Source organism: Nonomuraea sp. NPDC050786, assembly GCF_040654115.1.
In the GTDB taxonomy this organism is placed as follows: domain Bacteria; phylum Actinomycetota; class Actinomycetes; order Streptosporangiales; family Streptosporangiaceae; genus Nonomuraea.
Genome location: NZ_JBFAHJ010000010.1, coordinates 1 through 20530, shown reverse-complemented (window position 1 = coordinate 20530; position 20530 = coordinate 1). Strand labels below are relative to the sequence as shown.

Below are 20530 nucleotides of genomic sequence, written 5' to 3'. Positions count from 1 at the left end.
CCTCAGACGCGGCTCCAGCGCTGGTTGGACCCTCCGTTGCAGGTCCAGATGCGCGCCTTGGTGCCGTTGGCGGTGCCGCTGACCTCCAGGCACTTGTTCGCGCCTACCGCCGTGATCGTGCCGTCGGCGTTGATGCGCCACTTCTGGTTGTTCTGGCCGTTGCAGTCCCAGATGATCACACCGGTGCCGTCCGCCGTCCCGGCCCCGTTCACATCCAGGCACTTGCCGCCGTAGACCCGCAGCTCAGTTGCGGCGGTCGAGGTCCACTTCTGGTTGTTCTGGCCGTTGCAGTCCCAGATCTGCGCCTGCGCGCCATTGGACTGCGAGGCGCCGCTGACATCCAGGCACCGGCCGGAGCCCACGCCCTTGATCGCGCTCGTGCTATCGGTGGGCGGGGTGCCCAGTTCCTTGATGCGCACGTTGCGGAACGACACCACGTCGCCGGGGCCGTGGTTCTGGATGCCGATGTAGCCCTGCTGGAGCGAGCGGACCGGATCGGTGTTGGTGAAATCATTGATCCTGGTGCCGTTCAGGAACACCTGCAGCCGCTCGCCCTCCACCAGCAGCTCATAGGTGTTCCACTGACCCGGCGGGTTCAGCGCCGCGTCGCGGGCGGCGATGTCGGCGCTCTTGAACCCGTAGATCGCCCCGGTCGTCTTGTCCGGGGTGTCGGTCGCGTCGATCTGCACCTCATATCCGGTGTTGAGCGCCGCGTCGGGGTCACTGGTGGCCGGGAACCCGACGATCACGCCGGAGTTGGAGTCGCCGGTCAGCTTCCAGTCGAGCTTGAGGGAGTAGGAGTGGAGCTCCTTGGCGCTGTACCACAGCATGCCCATGCCGCCCTGGGAGGTCAGCGTGGCGTCGCTGTTGGCGAACGACCCCGGCCCGGCCTGCGACCAGCCCGCCGTCGAGCCGTTGTACAACGTCGTGTATCCGGTCTCCGGGCGGCAGTCGGCGTTGACGGCCTTGGCCGCGTACCGGATTCCGCCGAGCAGCAGCGTGCGGAAGTTCGGATCGGCGTACGACTCCTGGGTGTGCCCCAGGCCGGTGTAGAAGGCGCGGCCGGAGGACTGGGGGTGGCACCAGGTGATCGGGTGGTCGCCCATGTTGCCGCCGCTGTAGCTCCCCTCGTCCAGGCTCTGCAGCACCCGGACGTTCGGGCGGGGGTTGGTGCGGTAGTTGTACCACTCGTCGGTACGTGACCAGGTCGCCCCCAGGTGGGCGGTCGCGGCGTTCGCCCGGTCCTCGGTCCGTACGGTGGCCTGCTGGATCGCCGGGTGGTTGTTGAACCAGGCCCCCATCAGCTGCCCGTAGTACGGCCAGTTGTACTCGGTGTCCGCGGCCGAATGCACCCCCACGTAACCGCCCCCGCCGTCCACGTACGTCTGGAAGGCGGCCTGCTGGGTGTCGTTCAGCACGTCACCGGTGGTGCTGAGGAACACCACCGCCTTGTACTGGGCCAGGTTGGCGGTGCTGAAGGCGTTCGAGTCCTCGGTGGCGTCGACGGCGAAGTCGTTGGCCGCCCCCAGGTCGCGGATGGCCTGGATCCCGTTGGGGATCGAGTCGTGGCGGAACCCGGCCGTCTTGGAGAACACCAGCACCTTGAAGGCGGCGGCCTGGGCGGGGATGGCGGGGATCACCGTCGCGGCGGCGGTGATCGCCGCCACCGTGGCCGACAGGCGTCTCAGCACGGATCTCTTGCGGTCGCTCCCCGCGGTGCGCCCGAGCGCGGCGGGGGTCAGATGTCGCAGCATGGGTGTCCCTTCAGACTCGGGTCCAGCGCTGGTTGGACCCTCCGTTGCAGGTCCAGATGCGCGCCTTGGTGCCGTTGGCGGTGGCGCTGACGTCCAGGCACTTGTTCGCGCCTACCGCCGTGATCGTGCCGTCGGCGTTGATGCGCCACTTCTGGTTGTTCTGGCCGTTGCAGTCCCAGATGATCACGCTGGTGCCGTCCGCCGTCCCGGCCCCGTTCACGTCCAGGCACTTGTTGCCGTACACCCGCAGCTCAGTTGCGGCAGTCGACGTCCACTGCTGGTTCGACTGCCCGTTGCAGTCCCAGATCTGCGCCTGCGCGCCATTGGACTGCGAGGCGCCGCTGACATCCAGGCACCGGCCCGAGCCCACGCCCTTGATCGCGCTCGTGCTCCCCGAGGGCGGGGTGCCGGTGTCGAAGGTGAAGGCGTCCAGGTCGAACAGGTAGCCCTGTCCGGTCGGGCCGCGGAAGACCAGGTAGAGCGTCGTCGTGCCGGCCGGCGCGCCGCTGAGGCTCGCCGAGACGTCGGCGAAGGTGTCCCAGCTGCCGGTGCTCGCCACGTTCACCGTTCCCAGCAGCGTGCCCGTCGCCGAGCCTGCCCGCACCTCGATCCGGCCGCCCGCGCCGGCCGACGACACCCGGGCGGTGATCCGCGTCGCGTTGCCCAGGTTGTACGGCTGGAAGGAGATCCAGTCGCCGTCGTCGGTGAAGCCGACCGTCTTGCCGCCCTCCGCCGTGGTGTGGTCGGCCGTCTGGATGCCCTGCTGGGCGCCGAAGTGCTCGGCCTGCCGGTGCCGCGGCTGGAGCGTGCGGGCGCTCGTGGAGGTCAGGCCGCCCTTGTCGGTGTAGGAGGCCTCGAAGACGCCGTAGATGTTGGCCGCGGCGTCATGCTCACCGTCGACCGGCACCGCGATGGAGCCCGAGCAGCCGGTCGTTGAGGTGATCTGGTGGCGGTGGCTGTCGTGGCCGAGGAAGTAGGCGACGGTGACCCCGGCGCAGTCGATCGTGCCGTCCTCCGGGTCGCTGACGGTGACCTGGAAGGGCACGGTGTCGCCGAAGGAGAAGAGCTGCCCGTTGGCAGGGGTGGTGAGGTTGACCGTCGGGGCGGTGTTGCCGACGTTCACGATCACGTTCGCCGTGCCGGTGAGACCCTGCGGGTCCCGGACCGTGAGCGTCGCCGTGTAGCTGCCGTCCGTGGTGTAGGTCTTGCTCGGGTTCGCCGCCGTGGAGGTGGTGCCGTCGCCGAAGTTCCACGAGTACGTCAGCGCGCCGCCCTCGGGGTCGGAGCTGCCCGCCGAGGAGAAGTTCACCGTGAGCGGAGCCGGTCCGGAGGTCTTGTCGGCGGACGCCTTGGCGATCGGGTTGCGGTTGGCGGTGCCGATGTACTCGATGCGGTACAGCGCCTGGTTGTTGTTACCGGTGCCGTAGTCGAGGACGTACAGGGCCCCGTCAGGGCCGAAGGCCATGTCCATCACCTGCGTCCCCGACCAGGGGAACGCCGAGATCTCCCCGTAGCCGCCGTCCGCCTTGACCTCGATCGCCTTGATCCAGCGCCGGCCGTACTCGCCGGCGAAGAACCGCCCGTCGAGCGTCTGCGGGAACTTGACGGCCGAGTTCAGGTTGGGGTCGTAACGGTAGACCGGACCGCCCATCGGCGACTCCGACCCGGAGCCGAACTCCGGCGGGCTTCCCGAGTCGCCTGCGTACTTGATCCACGCCGGCTTCGCCGGAGGCAGCGTGGTCAAGCCGGTGTTACGGAAGGAGTTGTTGGTGGGGCCGCCCGCGCAGTTGTACTTCGGACCGGTGCTGTTGGTGGCGAAGTTCCATTCGTTGTAGGTCTCGCTGGTGGTGTTCGTGCCCGTGCAGTACGGCCATCCGTAGTTGCCCGGACCGGTGATGCGGTCGAACTCCACCTGCCCGCTCGGCCCCCGGTTGGGGTCGGTGACACCCGCGTCCGGCCCGTAGTCGCCGAGGTAGACGATGCCGGTCGCCTTGTCGACGCTCATCCGGAACGGGTTGCGTAAGCCCATCGCGTAGATCTCCGGCCGGGTCTTCGCCGTCCCCGGCGGGAACAGGTTGCCGCTGGGGATCGTGTAGGTGCCGTCGGGCTGCGGCTTGATGCGCAGGAGCTTGCCGCGCAGGTCGTTGGTGTTGGCGGCGGTGCGCTGGACGTCGTACTGCGGGTTGCGGTTGGTCCGCTCGTCCAGCGGGGCGTACCCGCTCGACTCGAACGGGTTGCTGTCGTCGCCGGTGGTCAGATAGAGGTTTCCGGCGGCGTCGAAGTCGAGGTCCCCGCCCACGTGACAGCAGAGGCCGCGGTCGTTCTGGACCCGCAGGACCACCTTCTCGCTGGCCAGGTCGAGGGTGTCGTCCGACTTGAGGGTGAACCGGGACAGGTACAGCTCGCCCTTCCACTGGTCGAACTGGGCCTGCGTGCCGGTGCTCGGCGCATCACCGTTCGGCGTGCTCAGCCGCGGCGAGTAGTAGAGCCATATGTACCGGTTAGTCGCGAAGTCGGGGTCCACCGCGACACCCTGCAGACCCTCCTCGTCGTGACTGTAGACGTTGAGTTTGCCGGCCACCTTGGTGTTGCCGTTGACATCGGTGACGCGCACCGTGCCGTCGCGCGCCGTGTGCACCACCGACCGGTTCGGCATCACGGCCAGCGACATCGCCTCACCCAGCTCCGCGCCTCCTGACGCGAGAGACACCTGCTGGTAGTCGGACGCCGGGATGACGATGGCGTTCGCCGGGGCGGCCTCGAGCGCGATCGCTCCCGGGATGACCAGCGCCATCGTGGTGAGCAAGGTGAGCCATGGACGTCGGAACATGCGTGTTCCCTCCTGCAAGTGGGTACCGGGGGCACGTCGTCAGACGCGGGCCCACTTCTGGTTGGTGCCGCCGGTGCAGGTCCAGATCTGCACCTTGCTGCCGTTGGCGGTGCCTGCGCCGCTGACGTCCAGGCACTTGTTCGCTCCGACGGCGGTGATGGTGCCGTCGGCGTTGAGCCGCCACTGCTGGTTGCTCTGGCCGTTGCAGTCCCAGATGATCACACTGGTGCCGTCCGCCGTCCCGGCCCCGTTCACATCCAGGCACTTGCCGCCGTAGACCCGCAGCTCACCCGAACCGGTCGAGGTCCACTGCTGGTTGGACTGGCCGTTGCAGTCCCAGATCTGCGCCTGCGCGCCGTTGGACTGCGAAGCGCCGCTGACGTCCAGGCACCGGCCGGAGCCCACGCCCTTGATCGCGCTCGTGCTCCCAGAAGGCTGGCCCTGGGGACCGGCGGAGGCCATCACGGCCTGGGCGCCCGCCGGCCAGGCGCCGTTGGTGACGGTGACGTTGTTGTTCACCACATTGCCGCGGTCGCCGTTGGTCACGTTGGTGCTGCCGTTGGTCGACCAGTTGCCGGTGACGGTGAAGTTCCCCATGTTCTCGCCACCCCAGTAGTTGGCGGTGGCCCAGGTGCCGGTGTTGTTGAGCACGTTGCCCGTGACGGTGTAGTACTTGGAGCCCTCGTCGAAGTAGATCCCGAACCAGCCGTTGGTCCGCAGGCAGTGGTTGCCGCTGATCACCGCGTTCGGGTTCCACGACAGCGTGTAGATACAGCCCCCGTCGGTCATCTGCTGCATGACGTCATGCACGTAGTTGCCGGTGAGCCGGTTGCCGGACGCGGTGGTGGCAGTGGTGTAGCGCGGCTGGTAGTTGTACAGGCCGCGGTTGGCGTAGTTGTTGCTGCCGCCCGGCTCGTTGGCGCCCCAGCCGAATCCGATCGACATGCCGGTGTACGGCAGGTTGTAGACCTCGTTGTGCGACACGTCGGTGCCGGTGACGTAGGTGGTCAGGACCGAGACGATGCCCCGGTAGTCCAGGCCGAGGTCATGGATGCGGTTGTTGCTGACGATGATGTTCCGGTTGACCATCCGCTGGTCACTGGGGTGGTGCGCGTCGGCGCGCACGCCGCCGGCCACGATGCCGCCGGCCGAGCTGCGGGCGATCTCGGACCGGGTGACCGTGATGTCGCTCGCGCCCAGGCCGACCCCGCTGGCGTGCGCGTTGGCGTCGTTGCCGATGCCCACGGCCGTCTGGCCGAGGTTGACGAACTGGGAGTCGGTGAAGGTGATGTGGTGGGCCGCGGACACCTGGACGGCTGCCGGCATCTGATACCAGTTGGGCCGCGCGGCCTCGAACTGCTGGCAGCCCTCCTGGCAGGAGGTCAGCCTGTCGGCGGGCCAGTTCCAGTTGCCCGCGATGTACGCGCCGGTCTGCTGGTCCGCGTAGCCCTGGTTGCTGCTGGGGCCGAGCCAGGTCGTGCCGGTGAACGTGATCCCGCTGAACGTGATGTGGTGGGCGGGCGCGTCGTAGGTGCCTCCGACGTTCACCAGGGACTGGAGCAGCGGCAGCTCGACGCTGACGCTGCTCATGTTCTGCCCGGCCGCCGGGATGTAGTACAGGACGCCGGTCCCGGGGTTGATGTACCACTCCCCCGGCGCGTCCAGGAACTCGTACGCGTTCTCCAGGTAGAGCGGACCCGCCCGGTGCGGCTTCGTGAAGGTGTCGTACCCGAAGGTGTTGTTGTTCCAGCCGGGCTGCTGCATCGTGATGAAGTTCCCGCTGATGCTCTGCACCGTCACGTAACGGTCCGTGAACGAGCCCACGCTCTCCATCTCGACCCGGTTCTGGTTGGCCAGGTTGTTCAGATAGTTCAGCGCGCTGTTGCCGAACCTCAGGCCGGTGGTGGTCGCGGTGAAGTCGGACCGGTTCACGGTCGTGCGCGCCCGCGTGGCGAGGGCGCCGTTGACGTACAGCTGCCGGGTGTCGATCCCGGTGCCGACGTCGGCGCGCCAGATGTTCTTCCCGGAATCGGCCACGGTCCATCCGGTGACCGCCCTGGCTCCGGTGATGACGGGATGGGCGCCCGCCGCGGCCTGCCATTTGACGGAGTAGCCGTTGCTGCCTGAGTCGGCGGCGGTCAGGCGGAACGGCGTGGAGAGCCGGTAGGCCCCGTCGGCCAGCTCCACGACGATGTCACCGGACATCGCGCCGTTCAGCGAACGCACCGCCGTCTGCGCCGCGGCCAGCGAGCAGGGCTGGGCGGACGTGCAGTCGGTGCCGGTGCCGGCGGGTGACGCGTACAGGGTCGTGGTGGCGGCGAGGGCCGGGGTGGCAGGGGCGACGAGTGCGAACGCCGCGGCCAGCGCCGCGGCGACGATGCCGATCAGAAACGGTCTCAGCGCCGTGACGGGCGAAGATGACTGCACGGTGGTTCCTTTGGGGGGTGCGGGTGGGGCCAGGTCACGCCCTGCGGCTCAGGCAGGTGACGTCCTTCCGAGGGTCATCGCTTCTAATTACGTGGTGAGCATTGATCGCCGTCAAGACCTTAAGCCCGCTTATTTCACCATTTGCACACCCGCAACTCGGCCATAGTTAGCCGATTTTCCGCCTTCATCAGCGGATATATCCGTCATCTCGTAGGCCGCGCCGATCGCCCCTCGAATGAACCGTTCATATATGTCGTACTAATCGGCACGACGCCCGAGCATTGGGAGAACCCCTCATCCGTCATACTTTGCAGGGGAACGGCGAGGAGGACGCACGGTGACCGACACCCCGCGCGAGAGCGGATACCGGCCGGGCTACGAGGTGGCCGCCGAGCAGGTACTGGAGTACATCGTCCGGCTCGGCCTGCGTCCGGGCGACCGCATGCCGACCGAGCTGGAGCTGGCCCGGCAACTGGGCACCAGCCGCACCGTCGTCCGCGAGGCGGTGAAGATCCTGTCCGCGCTCGGCCGGGTTCGCGCCCAGAAGGGCCGCGGCCTGTACGTGGCCGACGACGAGGGGATGTTCGGCACCGGCCGCTGGGCCTCCTTCTTCCTGCCGACCGACCTCGACCACGTCTACATGCTGTTCGAGTTCCGCCGGGCGCAGGAGATGGAGACCAGCCGGCTGGCCGCCCGCCGCGCCACCCCCGCGGAGCTGAGGGCCATCGAGGAGGCGGCCGGCCTGTGCCGCCACGGCTTCGAGACCGGGCAGGAAGACCTGTTCAACGAGGGCGACGACACCTTCCACACCGCCATCGCCACGGCCTCGCACAACATGTTCCTCCAGGTCGCGGTGCGGGAGGCCCGCAGGTTGCAGGCGCAGTCCAGCCTCATCGGGCTGCGCGGCTCGGTGGGCGGGCACGCCGCCAAGGCCGTCGACGAGCACGACGCCATCTACCGGGCCATCCGCGCGGGCGACCCGGAAGCGGCCGCCCAGGCCGCGGCCACACACATCGACAACACCCTGGACGACTACCGGAGAGAGATCCAGCAGCGCCTCTTCTCGTCCCAGTGATCCCGCCCTCCGAACCGGTTCGTTCAGCAGGGAACCGACGGGCTTGATCAGCCGAGCCGGCGGCGGATGAACGTTTCATCGAGCCGGACCACGAGCACCGCCGATGAGTGCCGCCGGGCAGGACTTCCGGCAGGCAGCCGGAGAGGGCGGAGCCTTGACAGGCGGTCCGCACGTCGTATGTGCTTCGCTCGACACCGCTGTCTTCCCCTCCTCAGTTGATGCCGTGCGTTGGCGAATCGATTCGCACCGGTCTCCGAGCGCGGCTGCCTCCGTCTCGCCCTACCTCCAAGGAGTACGACAATGCAGCCTTCATCCGTTCCCTTACCGGGCCGTGCGAGGCGTGAACGGCGCTCCCGGACGGCCCTGATCGCATCTGTGGTGGCGGCGCTGGCAACGCTCGTGGCCACCGCCCTGACCTGGTCGGCGCCGGCCTCGGCGGCGACCGCGCCCCTGGTGGGCGCGGGGTCGGGGCGGTGCCTGGACGTGAGCGGCGCGTCGCAGTCCAACGGCGCGCAGGCGCAGATCTGGGACTGCAACGGCCAGCCCAACCAGCAGTGGACCTCCACCACCGCGAGTGAGCTGCGGGTCTACGGCGGCAAGTGCCTGGACGTCTACGGCGCCGGCGCCGCCGACGGCACCAGCGTGATCATCTGGGACTGCAACGGCCAGAACAACCAGAAGTGGCGGCTCAACGCCGACGGCACGATCACCGCGGTCGGCGCGAACAAGTGCCTGGACGTCAGCGGCGCCGGCACCGCCAACGGCACCAAGGTGCAGATCTGGACCTGCCACGGCGGCACCAACCAGAAATGGAGCACCGGAGCCGAGCCCACCCCGACGCCGACCCCGACCACGACCCCGACCCCGCAGCCGCCCGGCGCGCGCCCGTGCGACATCTACGCCTCCGGCGGCACGCCGTGCGTGGCCGCGCACAGCACGACCCGTGCGCTCTACGGCTCCTACAGCGGCAACCTCTACCAGGTCAGGCGCTCCTCCGACAGCACGACCAGGAACATCGGCGTGCTGAGCGCGGGCGGTGTCGCCGACGCCGCGGCCCAGGACTCCTTCTGCGCCGGCGCCACGTGCGTCATCACCGTCGTGTACGACCAGTCCGGACGCGGCAACGACCTGTGGTACCAGGGCTCCAGCGTGGTCCCCGGCTCCCCGCAGAGCAGGCCCGCGGTCGCGACCACCGAGTCGCTCACCGTCGGCGGCGGCAAGGCGTACTCGCTCTACATCAATCCCGGCAACAGCTACTGGCGGGACGGCCACCTGACCGGCGTGCCCACCGGCAGCGCGCCCGAGGGCATGTACATGGTCACCAGCGGCACCCACGTCAACGGCGGCTGCTGCTTCGACTACGGCAACAGCGAGACGACCAGGAAGGCCGACGCCGCCGGCGCCATGGACGCCATCAACTTCAGCACCCAGTGCTGGTTCGGCGGCTGCCAGGGAGGCGGCCCGTGGGTCCAGGCCGACCTCGAATGGGGGCTCTACCCCGGCGGCAGCCAGTCGTGGAACCCCAACCAGCGGGCCTTCCCCCACAAGTTCGTCACCGCCACGCTGAAGAACAACGGCACGAGCCGGTTCGCCATGAAGGGCAGCAACGCCCAGTCCGGCAGCCTGTACACCCTGTATGACGGGTCGCTCCCCAACGGCTACAGCCCCATGAAGAAGCAGGGGGCCATCATCCTGGGCAGCGGCGGCGACTGCTGCAAGCCCGACGGCGGCGCCAATCTCAGCGCCGGAACCTTCTACGAAGGAGCCATGGTCGCCGGCTACCCCACCGACGCCACGGAGAACGCCGTCCAGGCCAACATCATCGCCGCCGGCTACCGCTGACCCTGTTATACGGACCTATGGCGAACCCGCACGCATGACATCAGGCCTGCTGGAGGCCACCGGCGACCGCCAGCAGCCGCCGTCCGGCGTGCTCCGGCCGGATGTGGGGGCCCTCCGCGGCCCTCGCGTCCGGCCGGCGGGTGAAGGCGTTGATGGCGGGCTCGTCGACCGTGATGCCGAGGCCCGGCGAGTCCCCGAGGATGAACGCGCCGTCCTCGACGTACAGGTCGAGCGAGAGTCCGAGCGGCGGGCGCAGGTCCTGCAACTCGCTGGCCAGGTGGTTCGGCACCGACGTGGCGGCGTGCAGCAGCGCGACCGGCGTGCTGCCGATCGGGCTGACCGGCAGGTCATGGGCGTGCGCCAGCGCGGACACCCGGAGGAAGTGCGTCACCCCCCAGACCACGGCCGTCTGCACGATGTCGACGGCCCCCGCGGCCAGCAGCGGACGGAACTGCTCGAGCCCGGTGAGGTTCTCGCCCGTGGCGACGGAGGCGCGGATCCCGCGACCGACGGCGGCCAGGCCCTCGGCGTCCCACCGCCGGACCGGCTCCTCGATCCAGGTGAGATCCAGCGCGCGTTCGAGCTCGCAGACGTGCCGGACCGCCTGCTTGCGGGTCCAGGCCTCGTTCACGTCGAGCATCAGGCCCGGCCGCGATCCGTGCCCGGCCTCGGTCAGGACATCCCGCACCAGCGTCAGGCGGCGCCGGTCGCGTTCGATGTCGAGGCCGCCCTTGATCTTGGCCGCGCGCAGACCGTGCTGGGCGTAGACCTGGTAGACCGAGACGAGTTCGTCGTCGGTCAGGCCGATGTCGAGGCCCGAGGCATAGGCGGGCACCCGCCGGTCGCGCCCGCCGAGCAGCCGCCAGAGCGGTTCACCGGCCGCCTGCGCCTTGATGTCCCACAGGGCGGTGTCGAGTGCGCCGATCGTGCCGAACACGGCGCCGGCGTGGCCCGCCTTGAAGGTCCGCCGCAGCATGCGGTCGTAGAGCGCCGTCACGCCGCGCGGATCCTCGCCCTCGATCGCGGCGAAGACGGCCTCGATCTCCACGTGCGGCCCGAGGCCGATGCCGGTGATCCCCGCGTCGGTGTCCACCATGACGACTGGCACCGAGACGGCTCCGTCGGCGAAGACGCCGTTGGCGTCACCGACGGGACGGCCCCATTCCTGGACCGTCGTCATGGTGCGATACCCCGTGATCCGCATGTCAGCCCTTCGTGGAACCGGCCGTGACGCCGTCGGCGATCTGGCGCTGGAGGAACAGATAGATCATCAGCACGGGTACCGCGGCGATCAGAACCCCCGAGGCGAAGGTGGGGATGTCGTCGGAGTACTGTCCGCGCAGCGCGTTGACCCCGATCATAAGGGTGCGATGCTCGGGCGACGGCATCATGAGCAGGGAGATGAGCACGTCGTTCCAGCAGAACAGGGCGTCCAGGATGCCGACCGACAGCAGTGCGGGGACGCCCAGCGGGAGCATGATCCGCCGGTACACGCCGTACACCGTGTTCCCGTCGATCCTGGCCGCGTCCACGATCTCCGCCGGAATGGTCCGGTAGTGGCTGGTCATCAGGAAGACGGTGAACGGGAGGAACTGCGCGACATAGGCCAGGATCAGCCCCGGATAGGTGTCGATGAGCCCGCCGTCGGCCATGACTTTGGTGAGCGGCACCATGATCACTTGGAACGGGATGAAGAGCCCCGCCAGACAGCCCAGGAAGATCAGCGAAGAACCGCGGAAGCGCAGCCGGCTGAGCGCGAAGCCCGCCATCGACCCGAACAGCAGCAGCAGGGCCACGGCGAACGCCACGACGACGAACGAGTTGACGAAGTAGCGCGCCATCCCGGCGCCGGCCCACGCCTCGGCGAGGTTCTCCAAGCGCAAGGAGTGCGCCGGGGAGAACCTGTCGAGGACGTAGTCGCGGCGGGTCTTCATCGCGACGTTGGCGGTGAAGACGAGAGGATAGATCGTCGCCAGCGCGAGACCGGCCATCGGGACAGCGGCCGCCCACCTGGCCAGGCGTCTGCCGGGCATCAGTCCTGCCTCCCCGCGCGGCGGAGCAGGGTGATCTGCAGGAGTCCCACCACGAGCATGACGACGAAGAGCACCGTCGAGGCGGCCGAGGCGAGCGCCGGCCGGTTCATCTGTCCCTGCTGGTGCCAGATGTAGTACTCCGGCAGGTAGGTCGCGCCCTCCGGGCCTCCGTTGGTCATGACGAAGAGCAGGCCGAACATGGACGTCAGCATCCCGATCATCGTGGTCACGAAGACGAACTGGATGGTGCGCGTCAGGGCGGGGATGATCACGTGCCAGACGGTCCGGCCGAGCGACGCGCCGTCCACGCGGGCGGCGTCCAGCAGCGAGGCGTCCAGGGTGCTGAAACCGGCGAGGAACACCACCAGGGCCATCCCGAACGTCGCCCATATGTGCACGCCGACCACCGAGAACATGGCGATGTCCGGATCACCGAGCCAGTCGACGGGGCCGGCGCCGATGGCCCCGAGGACGACGTTCACCGGGCCGTCGTACCCGAGCATGAGGTTGAAGATCGCGCCGACGATCACCGGTGAGAGCACGGCCGGGAAGAAATAGACGCTGCGGTAGACCCGGTGCCCCGGCACGCGCAGATAGATGAAGGTGGCGAGCAGTCCCGGGATCGCCACCGCCACCGGAAGCAGCAGCACCAGCAGCCCGACGTTCCGCAGCGCGGTGCGGAACAGCGGGTCGCCGGCCAGTTCCAGATAGTTGCTCAGGCCGACGGGGACTCCGTTAAGCTCGCCGTCACCTGTGAAGGAGAAGTTGACGCCCAGGACCAGCGGCCACAGGCGCAGCACCACGATGATCAGTACGGCCGGGGCCACCAGGACGTAGGGCGCGAGGCGCTCGGCCCGCGCCCCACGCGTGGTACGGGTGCCCCGGTGCGTGCCGGTCGCTCCCCCGGCCCGCCCGGAGCCGGCCGGGCGGACCAACGACGATGGACTTCCGATCGGCACGCGGTCAGCCCGCCCGGTCGGAGGCGGCCAGCTGCTCCACCGCCTTGTCCACGGTGGTCGACCCGCTCAGGAGCTGCTGGGAGAGCCTTCCCATCAGGTCCAGGGTCTTGGAGGAGAGCGCCACGTGCAGGGCGGGCTTGCCGGTCTTGATCTCGGAGACGATCGTGGTGGCGGCCGGGCCGGCCTGCGAGACGTCGATCGTCGTGTCGGCCGCGATCGCGCCGGCCTTGGCGTAGAAGGCCGTCAAGGCGTCGGTCGAGGTCAGGGAGCGCACCAGATCGGCGGCCAGTGCGGGGTCCTTCGTCCACTTGGCGACCGCGTAGCCGATGCCGCCGTCGTACGGAAGGCTCGGGGTGGCTCCGCCGGTGACGACGGGGGCCAGCATGACGCCGATCTTGTCGGGCGGCAGGAACTCGCCGAAGTCCTTCCAGTGCCCGACGTCCGACATCAGCCCGATGATGTGAGCGGCCTTACCGGTCTCGAAGACTCTGAAGATGTCGGTGAACATGGCGGTGGAGTTGGCGCCGTCGTTGTTCAGCCCCTTGTCGCCGGCTTCTTTCCAGAGCTGGAAGATCCGCTTCACGTGAGGAGAGGTCCAGTCGCGCTTCCCGGCGATCCAGGCGTCGTACTCCTGAGGCGTCAGGACGCCGGATCCGAGGCCCGACAGGAAGAACTGGATGCCGAAGCCCTCCTTGTTGCCGAGCGCGAAGCAGGTGGCCCCGGTCGCCTTCTTGATGGCGGCGCAGCCGCTGAGGAAGTCGTTCCAGGTCTTCGGCGGGTTCGCCGGGTCGAGGCCGGCCTTCTCGTAGAGCGTCTTGTTGTAGTAGATCGGGTGCCCCTGCAGGGTCACCGGCGCGGCGTAGATCTTGCCGTCCTTGCCGAACGCGTCCCAGCCCGCCAGCCGGCTCTTGTCCTCGGCCACGTACTGGTCCAGCGGAAGGAGCGCGCCGACCCGGTCGCGGATCTGCCCTCCCCCGTTGAAGAGCATGACGTCCGGCCCCTTGCCGGCCTGGATCGCCGTGCCGAGCAGGGTGTAGTACTGGTCGAACGGCTGGGCGACGAACTCGACGGTGACGCCCGGATGCCGCTTGGCGAAGTCGGCCTTCGCCTTCTCGATGTAGGGGCCGGCGGCCGGCTCACTGGACTTCCAGTCCCAGACCACGAGTTTCTGCTGCTTCTGCTGCGATCCTCCGGAGGGAGAGTCCGTCCTGGCCGCGCCCCCGCAGCCGGCCACGGCCAGTGACACGACCACCAAGGCCGACCATAACGCTCGATGCTTCATTTGCTGCGCGCCTCCCGGGAGCGGCCGCTGGACCCCGACGTCTCCGGGCAAACGTAATTCGTATGACGTATAACGTCAATGGATCTCCCGTATACTGGCGCGGTGGCGCGGCCACTTGCCAGGTCACCGGAGGCGATATGACGGCATCGCAGGAAACGGCCGGCAGTGTCCCGGCGCCACCGGCCTGGGTTCGACGCCCGGCCAGTCTCGCCGGAGCGGTGACAGCCGAGCTGGTGGAGCGCATCGTGCGCGGCGTGCACCCGCCAGGCACCCCGCTGCCCCCCGAGCCCGCGCTGTGCGAGGCCTTCTCCGTGAGCCGCACCGTCGTGCGCGAAGCGGTGAAGCTCCTGCAGGAGAAGGGCCTGGTACGGGTCCGCCAGGGCTCCGGCACCATGGTGACCCCACCGGCGATGTGGGACATGCTCGACGAGCTGGTCCTCGCCGCGACCATCGCCGAGGACGAGAGCCTGGCGATTCTCGACGACCTCGTCGTCACCCGGCGCGTGCTGGAGTCCGACATGGCCAACGTCGCCGCCCGCGTGGCCGGGCCGGACACCGTGGAGCAGCTGCGCGCACTGGTTGATCGGATGGACGAGCTCGTGGACGATCCCGCCACGTACGCCGAGAGCGACCGCGCCTTCCACGACACGATCATGCGGGCGTCGGGCAACCGCATCGCCCGCGGCGTCGTACGGTCGCTGGAAGGCCAGGTCGTCAACACCGCCCGCTACCTGGGCCGCACCGAGCGGGCGCTCTGCGTGGCGTCCAACCTCGGTCACCGCCGCGTCTACGAACGCATCGCCGCCCACGATCCCGCAGGCGCCGCCGAGGCGATGTTCCAGCACATCACCGAGGCCTGGATCGTCCGCCGCAGCGGCACGGCCGACCCCGTACGGCTGCGGCGTTAGCCCCCGTTCGCGGCCTCGGAACCGATTCGATCGAGGACGGTGAAAGTTTCATCGCGGCTGTGAGTGGTGACCACGGCCGCTTCTCCTGGTCAGACGCCGGAGCGATGGGGTCGTCTCAGGCGCGACCTCCCGACGTCGACCAGGCCGAGCCTTGACAGGTCTTGTCACGGTCATATTTGCTCCGCTGCACCATCGCCTCCAGCCGCCCGGAAGAAAGGAGATCCGATTACGGCGGCGTTGAGTGAGCGCTAACACTTCGGGAAATCGACCGGCCGGCTGTCGACGCCCTGGAAATGGATCCCCCCTTTACGCGTGTCACCACGAGAACGGCAAAGGAAATTGCGTGATGTCGAGGCTTAAGTACCTCTTCACCGCTGTCGCGTCCGCTGTACTGCTCGTCGTCCTGGCCACGGTGCATACGGCGCTGGGCGACAGCGCGCCCCCGGCCCTCGCCCAGAAGAGCGCCCTGGCGGGCACCGCGGGATGCGGCAAGACCCCGACGCTGAGAAGCGGTCCGCAGTCGATTACCACCAGCGGGAAAAATCGGAACTATATCCTGAGAATTCCCGACAATTACAACAATGCCACCCCGTACCGGCTGATCTTCGGATTCCACTGGAATGGCGGCACCGCCAACGACGTCGACTCGGGCGGAACCAGTGGATACCCCTGGTCCTATTACGGGCTCAGGGCATTGTCGAACAACACCACGATCTTCGTCGCGCCCCAGGGCTTCAACAACGGCTGGGCCAACTCGGGCGGTGAGGACGTCACCTTCGTCGACGACATGCTCCGCCGGATCGAGGCGGACCTCTGTGTGGACACCTCCCAGCGCTTCGCCATGGGCTTCAGCTACGGCGGCGGCATGAGCTACTCGCTCGCGTGCAGCAGGGCGACAGTCTTCCGCGCGGTGGCGGTCTACTCCGGCGGGCAGCTCAGCGGGTGCAGCGGCGGCAACGACCCCATCGCGTACATCGGACTGCACGGCCTCAGGGACCCGGTGCTCAACATCTCCACGGGCCGGTCGCTGCGTGACAGGTTCGTCAGGAACAACGGCTGCACGCCGCAGAACCCGCCGGAGCCGGCACAGGGCAGCCTGACGCACATCGTCACCTACTACTCGGGGTGCCGGGCCGGCTATCCGGTCGCCTGGGCGGCGTTCGACGCCGGCCACACCCCCGGTCCCGTGGACGGAAGGCCCGGCGACCTGGAGCCCGGCGAGCTCTCCTGGACCAGGCCCGTGGTGTGGAACTTCTTCACGCAGTTCGGAGGCAGCGACCCGAATCCGACGCCGACGCCGACGCCGACTCCCACGGTCACGCCGGGGACGGGCGCGATCAAGGGCGTGGGCTCCGGCCGGTGCCTGGACGTCAGCGGCGCCTCGCAGTCCAATGGCGCGCAGGCGCAGATCTGGGACTGCAACGGCCAGTCGAACCAGCAGTGGACCTCGACCGCCGCGCAAGAGCTGCGGGTCTACGGCGGCAAGTGCCTGGACGTGAACGGGGCCGGGACGGCGGACGGCACCAGCGTGATCATCTGGGACTGCAACGGCCAGAACAACCAGAAGTGGCGCATCAACGCCGACGGCACGATCACGGCGGTAGGCGCGAACAAGTGCCTGGACGTCAGCGGCGCCGGCACCGCCAACGGCAGCAGGCTGCAGATCTGGGCCTGCCACGGCGGCGCCAACCAGCAATGGACCCGCGTCTGACAGCCCGTATCCGCTGACCACGAGCCATCGCCGGGGCGAGTCATCGTCCCGGCGACGGCCATGAGCACGTAGGCACGTACCCGGTCCAGGGGCTCATGCTCGCACCCGCTTGGAGAACCGAAATGGCTGATTTATCGCGTAGACAAGTGCTGAGATTCGGCGCGGCCGGTGCCGGCGCCGCGCTGTTGCCGTTGCAGTGGACGGCCGCGGCCCGGGCCGCTTCGGCACCTCCTCCGGAGGTGCGCGCCGCGAACGACCTGGCGCTGTGGTACGACGAAAGCGCCGGCACGGAGTGGCTGCGCGCGCTTCCGATCGGCAACGGCCGCCTGGGCGCCATGGTGTTCGGCAACGTCGACACCGAGCGCCTGCAGCTCAACGAGGACACCATCTGGGCCGGCGGGCCGTACGACCAGAGCAACACCAAGGGCGCGGCGGCGCTGGGCCAGATCCGGCAGCTGGTCTTCCAGAACCAGTGGAGCCAGGCCCAGAGCCTGATCGACCAGAACATGCTGGGCAACCCTTCGGCTCAGCTGGCCTACCAGCCGGTGGGCAACCTGCGGCTCACTTTCGGCAGCGCGTCCGGGGTTTCGGAGTACAACCGTTTCCTGGACCTGACCACGGCCACCACGACATTGACGTACCTGCAGAACGGCGTGCGGTACCGGCGCGAGGTGCTCGCGAGCGCGCCCGACCAAGTGATCGCCATCCGGCTGACCGCCGACAAGCCCGGCTCGATCACGTTCTCCGCGACCTTCGACAGCCCGCAGCGGACGACGCGCTCCAGCCCGGACGGCACGACGGTGGGACTCGACGGCATCTCCGGCGACCAGAGGGGCCTGGCCGGCAAGGTCAAATTCCTGGCACTGGCCCGAGCCGTCGCCGACGGCGGCACTGTCAGCAGCTCCGGCGGCACGCTGCAGGTGAGGTCCGCCGACAGCGTGACGGTGCTGATCTCCATCGGCTCCAGCTACGTGAACCACAAGGACGTCAGCGGCGACTACCAGGGCATCGCCCGGCGCCACCTCGACGCCGCCGCCCCCAGGACCTACGACGACCTGCGCGGCCGGCACGTCGCCGACTACCAGCGGCTGTTCGGGCGCACCACGCTCGACCTCGGCCGCACCGCGGCGGCCGACCAGCCGACCGACGTACGGATCGCGCAGCACGCGAGCAGCAACGACCCGCAGTTCTCGGCGCTGCTGTTCCAGTTCGGCCGCTACCTGCTGATCTCCTCCTCGCGGCCGGGCACCCAGCCCGCCAACCTGCAGGGCATCTGGAACGACTCGCTGACCCCGTCGTGGGACTCGAAGTACACCCTCAACGCCAACCTGCCCATGAACTACTGGCCGGCCGACACGACCAACCTGTCGGAGTGCTACGAGCCGGTGTTCAGGATGATCAACGACCTCACGGTCAGCGGCGCCCGCACGGCCCGGGTGCAGTACAACGCCGGCGGTTGGGTGACCCACCACAACACCGACGGCTGGCGGGGCAGCTCGGTCGTCGACGGCGCGACCTGGGGCATGTGGCAGACCGGCGGCGCGTGGCTGGCCACCATGATCTGGGAGCACTACCTCTTCACCGGCGACCTCGACTTCCTGCGGCAGTACTACCCGGCCATGAAGGGGGCCGCGCAGTTCTTCCTGGAGACCCTCGTGGAGGAGCCGAGCCTCAAATACCTGGTCACGAACCCGTCGAACTCCCCGGAGCTGACCCACCACTCGGGCGTCAGCGTCTGCGCCGGTCCCACGATGGACAACCAGATCCTGCGGGACCTGTTCAACGGCTGCGCCAAGGCGAGCGAGCTCCTGGGCACGGACGCGACCTTCCGTACGCAGGTCCTGGCCGCCCGGGACCGGCTCCCGCCGATGCGGGTCGGCTCACGCGGCAACATCCAGGAGTGGCTGTACGACTGGGTCGAGACCGAGCAGAACCACCGGCACATCTCCCACCTGTACGGCCTGCACCCCAGCAACCAGATCACCAAGCGCGGCACCCCCGCCCTGTACACCGCCGCGCGACGGACGCTCGAACTGCGCGGTGACGACGGCACGGGCTGGTCACTGGCCTGGAAGATCAACTACTGGGCGCGGATGGAGGAGGGCTCGCGGGCGCACGACCTGATCCGCGCCCTCGTGACCACGGCCCGGCTCGCGCCGAACATGTTCGACCTGCACCCGCCGTTCCAGATCGACGGCAACTTCGGCGCCACGTCCGGCATCGCCGAGATGCTGCTGCAGAGCCAGAACGGCGAGCTGCACGTGCTGCCGGCGCTGCCGGCGGCCTGGGCGAGCGGGAAGGTGCAGGGCCTTCGGGGGCGCGGCGGCTACACCGTGGACGCGACGTGGGGCTCGAGCGGGACCGAGATCCTCGTCAAGTTCGACCGTGACGGGACGGTCAACGTGCGCAACCGCATCTTCGCCGGGACCTACCAGGTGGTCGACGCCACGACCGGCGAGGCCGTCACCGTCACCAAGCCCGAGAGCGACGTCATCGGGCTGACCGGCCAGGCCGGCCGTACGTACCGCATGACCGGGTCCGGCGGCCCCGCACCGGCGAGCTACATGCGGATCGCCAACGGCACCACCGGCCTGGTGCTCGACAGCGGCGGGAACGTCGCCTCCGGGGCGAACCTCAAGCAGTGGAACTGGGACGGCAGCAACAACCTGCAGTGGCAGCTCGTGGACCTGGGCGGCGGGTGGTACCGCATCGTCAACCGCACCAACGGCATGGTCATCGACAGCTACGGCAACACCTCCAACGGCGCCGCCGCCAGGCAGTCGGCGTGGAGTGGCAGCAACAACCAGCAGTGGCGGCTCAACAGCGTCGCCAACGGCCGCTACCAGATCATCAACCGCGGCACCGGCACGGCCCTCGACGGCATGGGCAACAGCACCGCCGGCTCCACCGTGGGCATGTGGACGCCGAACAGCAGCACCAACAACCAGTGGACGATCACGGGCGTCTGAACCGGCTCCCGCGCGGACTTCGCCGCAACCGGTGGCCGGTTGCGGCGAAGTCACGAGCCTTTACTGGAGGAACGTCAGCTCACGGTCCATTTCTGGTTGCTGCCGCCCCAGCAGTCGTACAGCTGGATCTGGGTGCCGTTGCCGGTGCCCGAGCCGGCGGCGTCCAGGCACCGTCCGGACTGCACGCCGACGATGGTCCCGTCGGAGTTGACGCGCCACTTCTGGTTGTCGCCACCCCAGCAGCCGTAGATCTGCACCTTCGCGCCGTTCCCGGTGCCGCCGGCGTCCAGGCACTTGTTGCCGTAGACCCTGAGCTCGCCCGCGGAGGTCGAGCTCCACTGCTGGTTGGACTGGCCGTTGCAGTCCCACAACTGCACCTGGGTGCCGTCGTTGGTGCTGGCGTTGGGCACGTCCAGGCAGCGGCCGGAGGCCACACCCTTGATCTGCCCGGCGCCACCGGGCACCGTCGGGGTCACCGTGGGCGTGGGGTTGGGGTTGGGGTCGGCGGCGTTGAGGGCGTTGAGCACGGAGGTGTAGGCCGGCTTCTTGTTGCCGTTGCCGTCGAAGAGCAGCGGGGTGTCGCCCGAACGCCAGGAGTCGCTGTCGCGCACGCCCCAGGTGGTGATGCCGGCGCAACGGGCCACCGCCAGGCAGTCGTTCACCACGGCGGCGTAGGTCTGCGGGGAGGCGCCCTGGATGTCCAGCTCGGTGATCTGCACGTCGACGCCGAGGGCGGCGAA

At 68.8% G+C, this 20530-nt stretch carries 13 protein-coding genes; 5 read left to right on the top strand and 8 right to left on the bottom strand.

Going from position 1 to position 20530, the window contains the following annotated elements; all coding sequences use genetic code 11:
• Positions 1 to 2 precede the first annotated feature (2 nt).
• The 3 genes from AB0H84_RS20180 to AB0H84_RS20170 are packed head-to-tail and all read right to left on the bottom strand — an operon-like array spanning position 3 to position 7011.
• Positions 3 to 1754 (bottom strand): ThuA domain-containing protein, encoded by a 1752-nt coding sequence (locus AB0H84_RS20180; RefSeq protein ID WP_357605898.1) that lies wholly within the window; start codon positions 1752 to 1754, stop codon positions 3 to 5.
• A gap of 10 nt (positions 1755 to 1764) precedes the next feature.
• On the bottom strand, positions 1765 to 4584 hold the full coding sequence (locus AB0H84_RS20175; RefSeq protein ID WP_357605895.1) for a carbohydrate-binding protein: 2820 nt from the start codon (positions 4582 to 4584) through the stop codon (positions 1765 to 1767).
• Positions 4585 to 4623: 39 nt separating this feature from the next.
• Complete coding sequence (locus AB0H84_RS20170) at positions 4624 to 7011, bottom strand: ricin-type beta-trefoil lectin domain protein (protein WP_357605892.1); 2388 nt, start codon at positions 7009 to 7011, stop codon at positions 4624 to 4626.
• Between the two features lie 337 nt (positions 7012 to 7348).
• Between AB0H84_RS20170 and AB0H84_RS20165 the strand changes: the two genes are divergently transcribed.
• Together AB0H84_RS20165 and AB0H84_RS20160 are read left to right on the top strand one after the other, a co-directional pair.
• On the top strand, positions 7349 to 8086 hold the full coding sequence (locus AB0H84_RS20165; protein ID WP_357605890.1) for a FadR/GntR family transcriptional regulator: 738 nt from the start codon (positions 7349 to 7351) through the stop codon (positions 8084 to 8086).
• A gap of 378 nt (positions 8087 to 8464) precedes the next feature.
• Positions 8465 to 9928, top strand: coding sequence for an arabinofuranosidase catalytic domain-containing protein (locus AB0H84_RS20160; protein ID WP_357605888.1), 1464 nt, complete (start codon positions 8465 to 8467; stop codon positions 9926 to 9928).
• Between the two features lie 40 nt (positions 9929 to 9968).
• Here the strand turns inward: AB0H84_RS20160 and AB0H84_RS20155 are convergent, their stop codons facing one another.
• Genes AB0H84_RS20155 through AB0H84_RS20140 form a run of 4 tightly spaced genes read right to left on the bottom strand, consistent with a single transcriptional unit; the run spans position 9969 to position 14172 of the window.
• A complete protein-coding gene (locus AB0H84_RS20155) occupies positions 9969 to 11108 on the bottom strand; it encodes a mandelate racemase/muconate lactonizing enzyme family protein (RefSeq protein WP_357605885.1) in 1140 nt (379 codons plus the stop codon).
• Between the two features lie 25 nt (positions 11109 to 11133).
• Positions 11134 to 11961 (bottom strand): carbohydrate ABC transporter permease, encoded by an 828-nt coding sequence (locus AB0H84_RS20150; protein WP_357605882.1) that lies wholly within the window; start codon positions 11959 to 11961, stop codon positions 11134 to 11136.
• On the bottom strand, positions 11961 to 12920 hold the full coding sequence (locus AB0H84_RS20145; RefSeq protein ID WP_357605880.1) for a sugar ABC transporter permease: 960 nt from the start codon (positions 12918 to 12920) through the stop codon (positions 11961 to 11963). The genes AB0H84_RS20150 and AB0H84_RS20145 overlap by 1 nt, the downstream gene beginning before the upstream one ends.
• Positions 12921 to 12924: 4 nt before the next feature.
• Entirely contained in the window at positions 12925 to 14172 is a 1248-nt protein-coding gene (locus AB0H84_RS20140) for an extracellular solute-binding protein (RefSeq protein WP_357605877.1), read from the bottom strand.
• Positions 14173 to 14420: 248 nt separating this feature from the next.
• Between AB0H84_RS20140 and AB0H84_RS20135 the strand changes: the two genes are divergently transcribed.
• The 3 genes from AB0H84_RS20135 to AB0H84_RS20125 all read left to right on the top strand — a co-directional run bounded on the left by AB0H84_RS20135 (position 14421) and on the right by AB0H84_RS20125 (position 19790).
• The gene (locus AB0H84_RS20135) at positions 14421 to 15110 is read left to right on the top strand and encodes an FCD domain-containing protein (RefSeq protein WP_357605875.1); all 690 of its coding nucleotides are present in this window, start codon (positions 14421 to 14423) and stop codon (positions 15108 to 15110) included.
• Positions 15111 to 15456: 346 nt separating this feature from the next.
• Positions 15457 to 16821: a ricin-type beta-trefoil lectin domain protein gene (locus tag AB0H84_RS20130; RefSeq protein ID WP_357605872.1), complete on the top strand. Its 1365-nt coding sequence runs from the start codon at positions 15457 to 15459 to the stop codon at positions 16819 to 16821.
• Positions 16822 to 16967: 146 nt separating this feature from the next.
• The gene (locus AB0H84_RS20125) at positions 16968 to 19790 is read left to right on the top strand and encodes a glycoside hydrolase N-terminal domain-containing protein (RefSeq protein ID WP_357605869.1); all 2823 of its coding nucleotides are present in this window, start codon (positions 16968 to 16970) and stop codon (positions 19788 to 19790) included.
• 74 nt (positions 19791 to 19864) lie between these two features.
• Here the strand turns inward: AB0H84_RS20125 and AB0H84_RS20120 are convergent.
• Positions 19865 to 20530, bottom strand: a 666-nt coding sequence (locus AB0H84_RS20120) for a ricin-type beta-trefoil lectin domain protein (RefSeq protein WP_357605866.1), incomplete at its 5' end; no start/stop codon positions are given.

Coding starts and splice junctions, on each gene's coding strand:
- AB0H84_RS20180 (WP_357605898.1), bottom strand. CDS start 1,754: ATGCTGCGACATCTGACCCCCGCCGCGCTCGGGCGCACCGCGGGGAGC.
- AB0H84_RS20175 (WP_357605895.1), bottom strand. CDS start 4,584: ATGTTCCGACGTCCATGGCTCACCTTGCTCACCACGATGGCGCTGGTC.
- AB0H84_RS20155 (WP_357605885.1), bottom strand. CDS start 11,108: ATGACGACGGTCCAGGAATGGGGCCGTCCCGTCGGTGACGCCAACGGC.
- AB0H84_RS20150 (WP_357605882.1), bottom strand. CDS start 11,961: ATGCCCGGCAGACGCCTGGCCAGGTGGGCGGCCGCTGTCCCGATGGCC.
- AB0H84_RS20130 (WP_357605872.1), top strand. CDS start 15,457: ATGTCGAGGCTTAAGTACCTCTTCACCGCTGTCGCGTCCGCTGTACTG.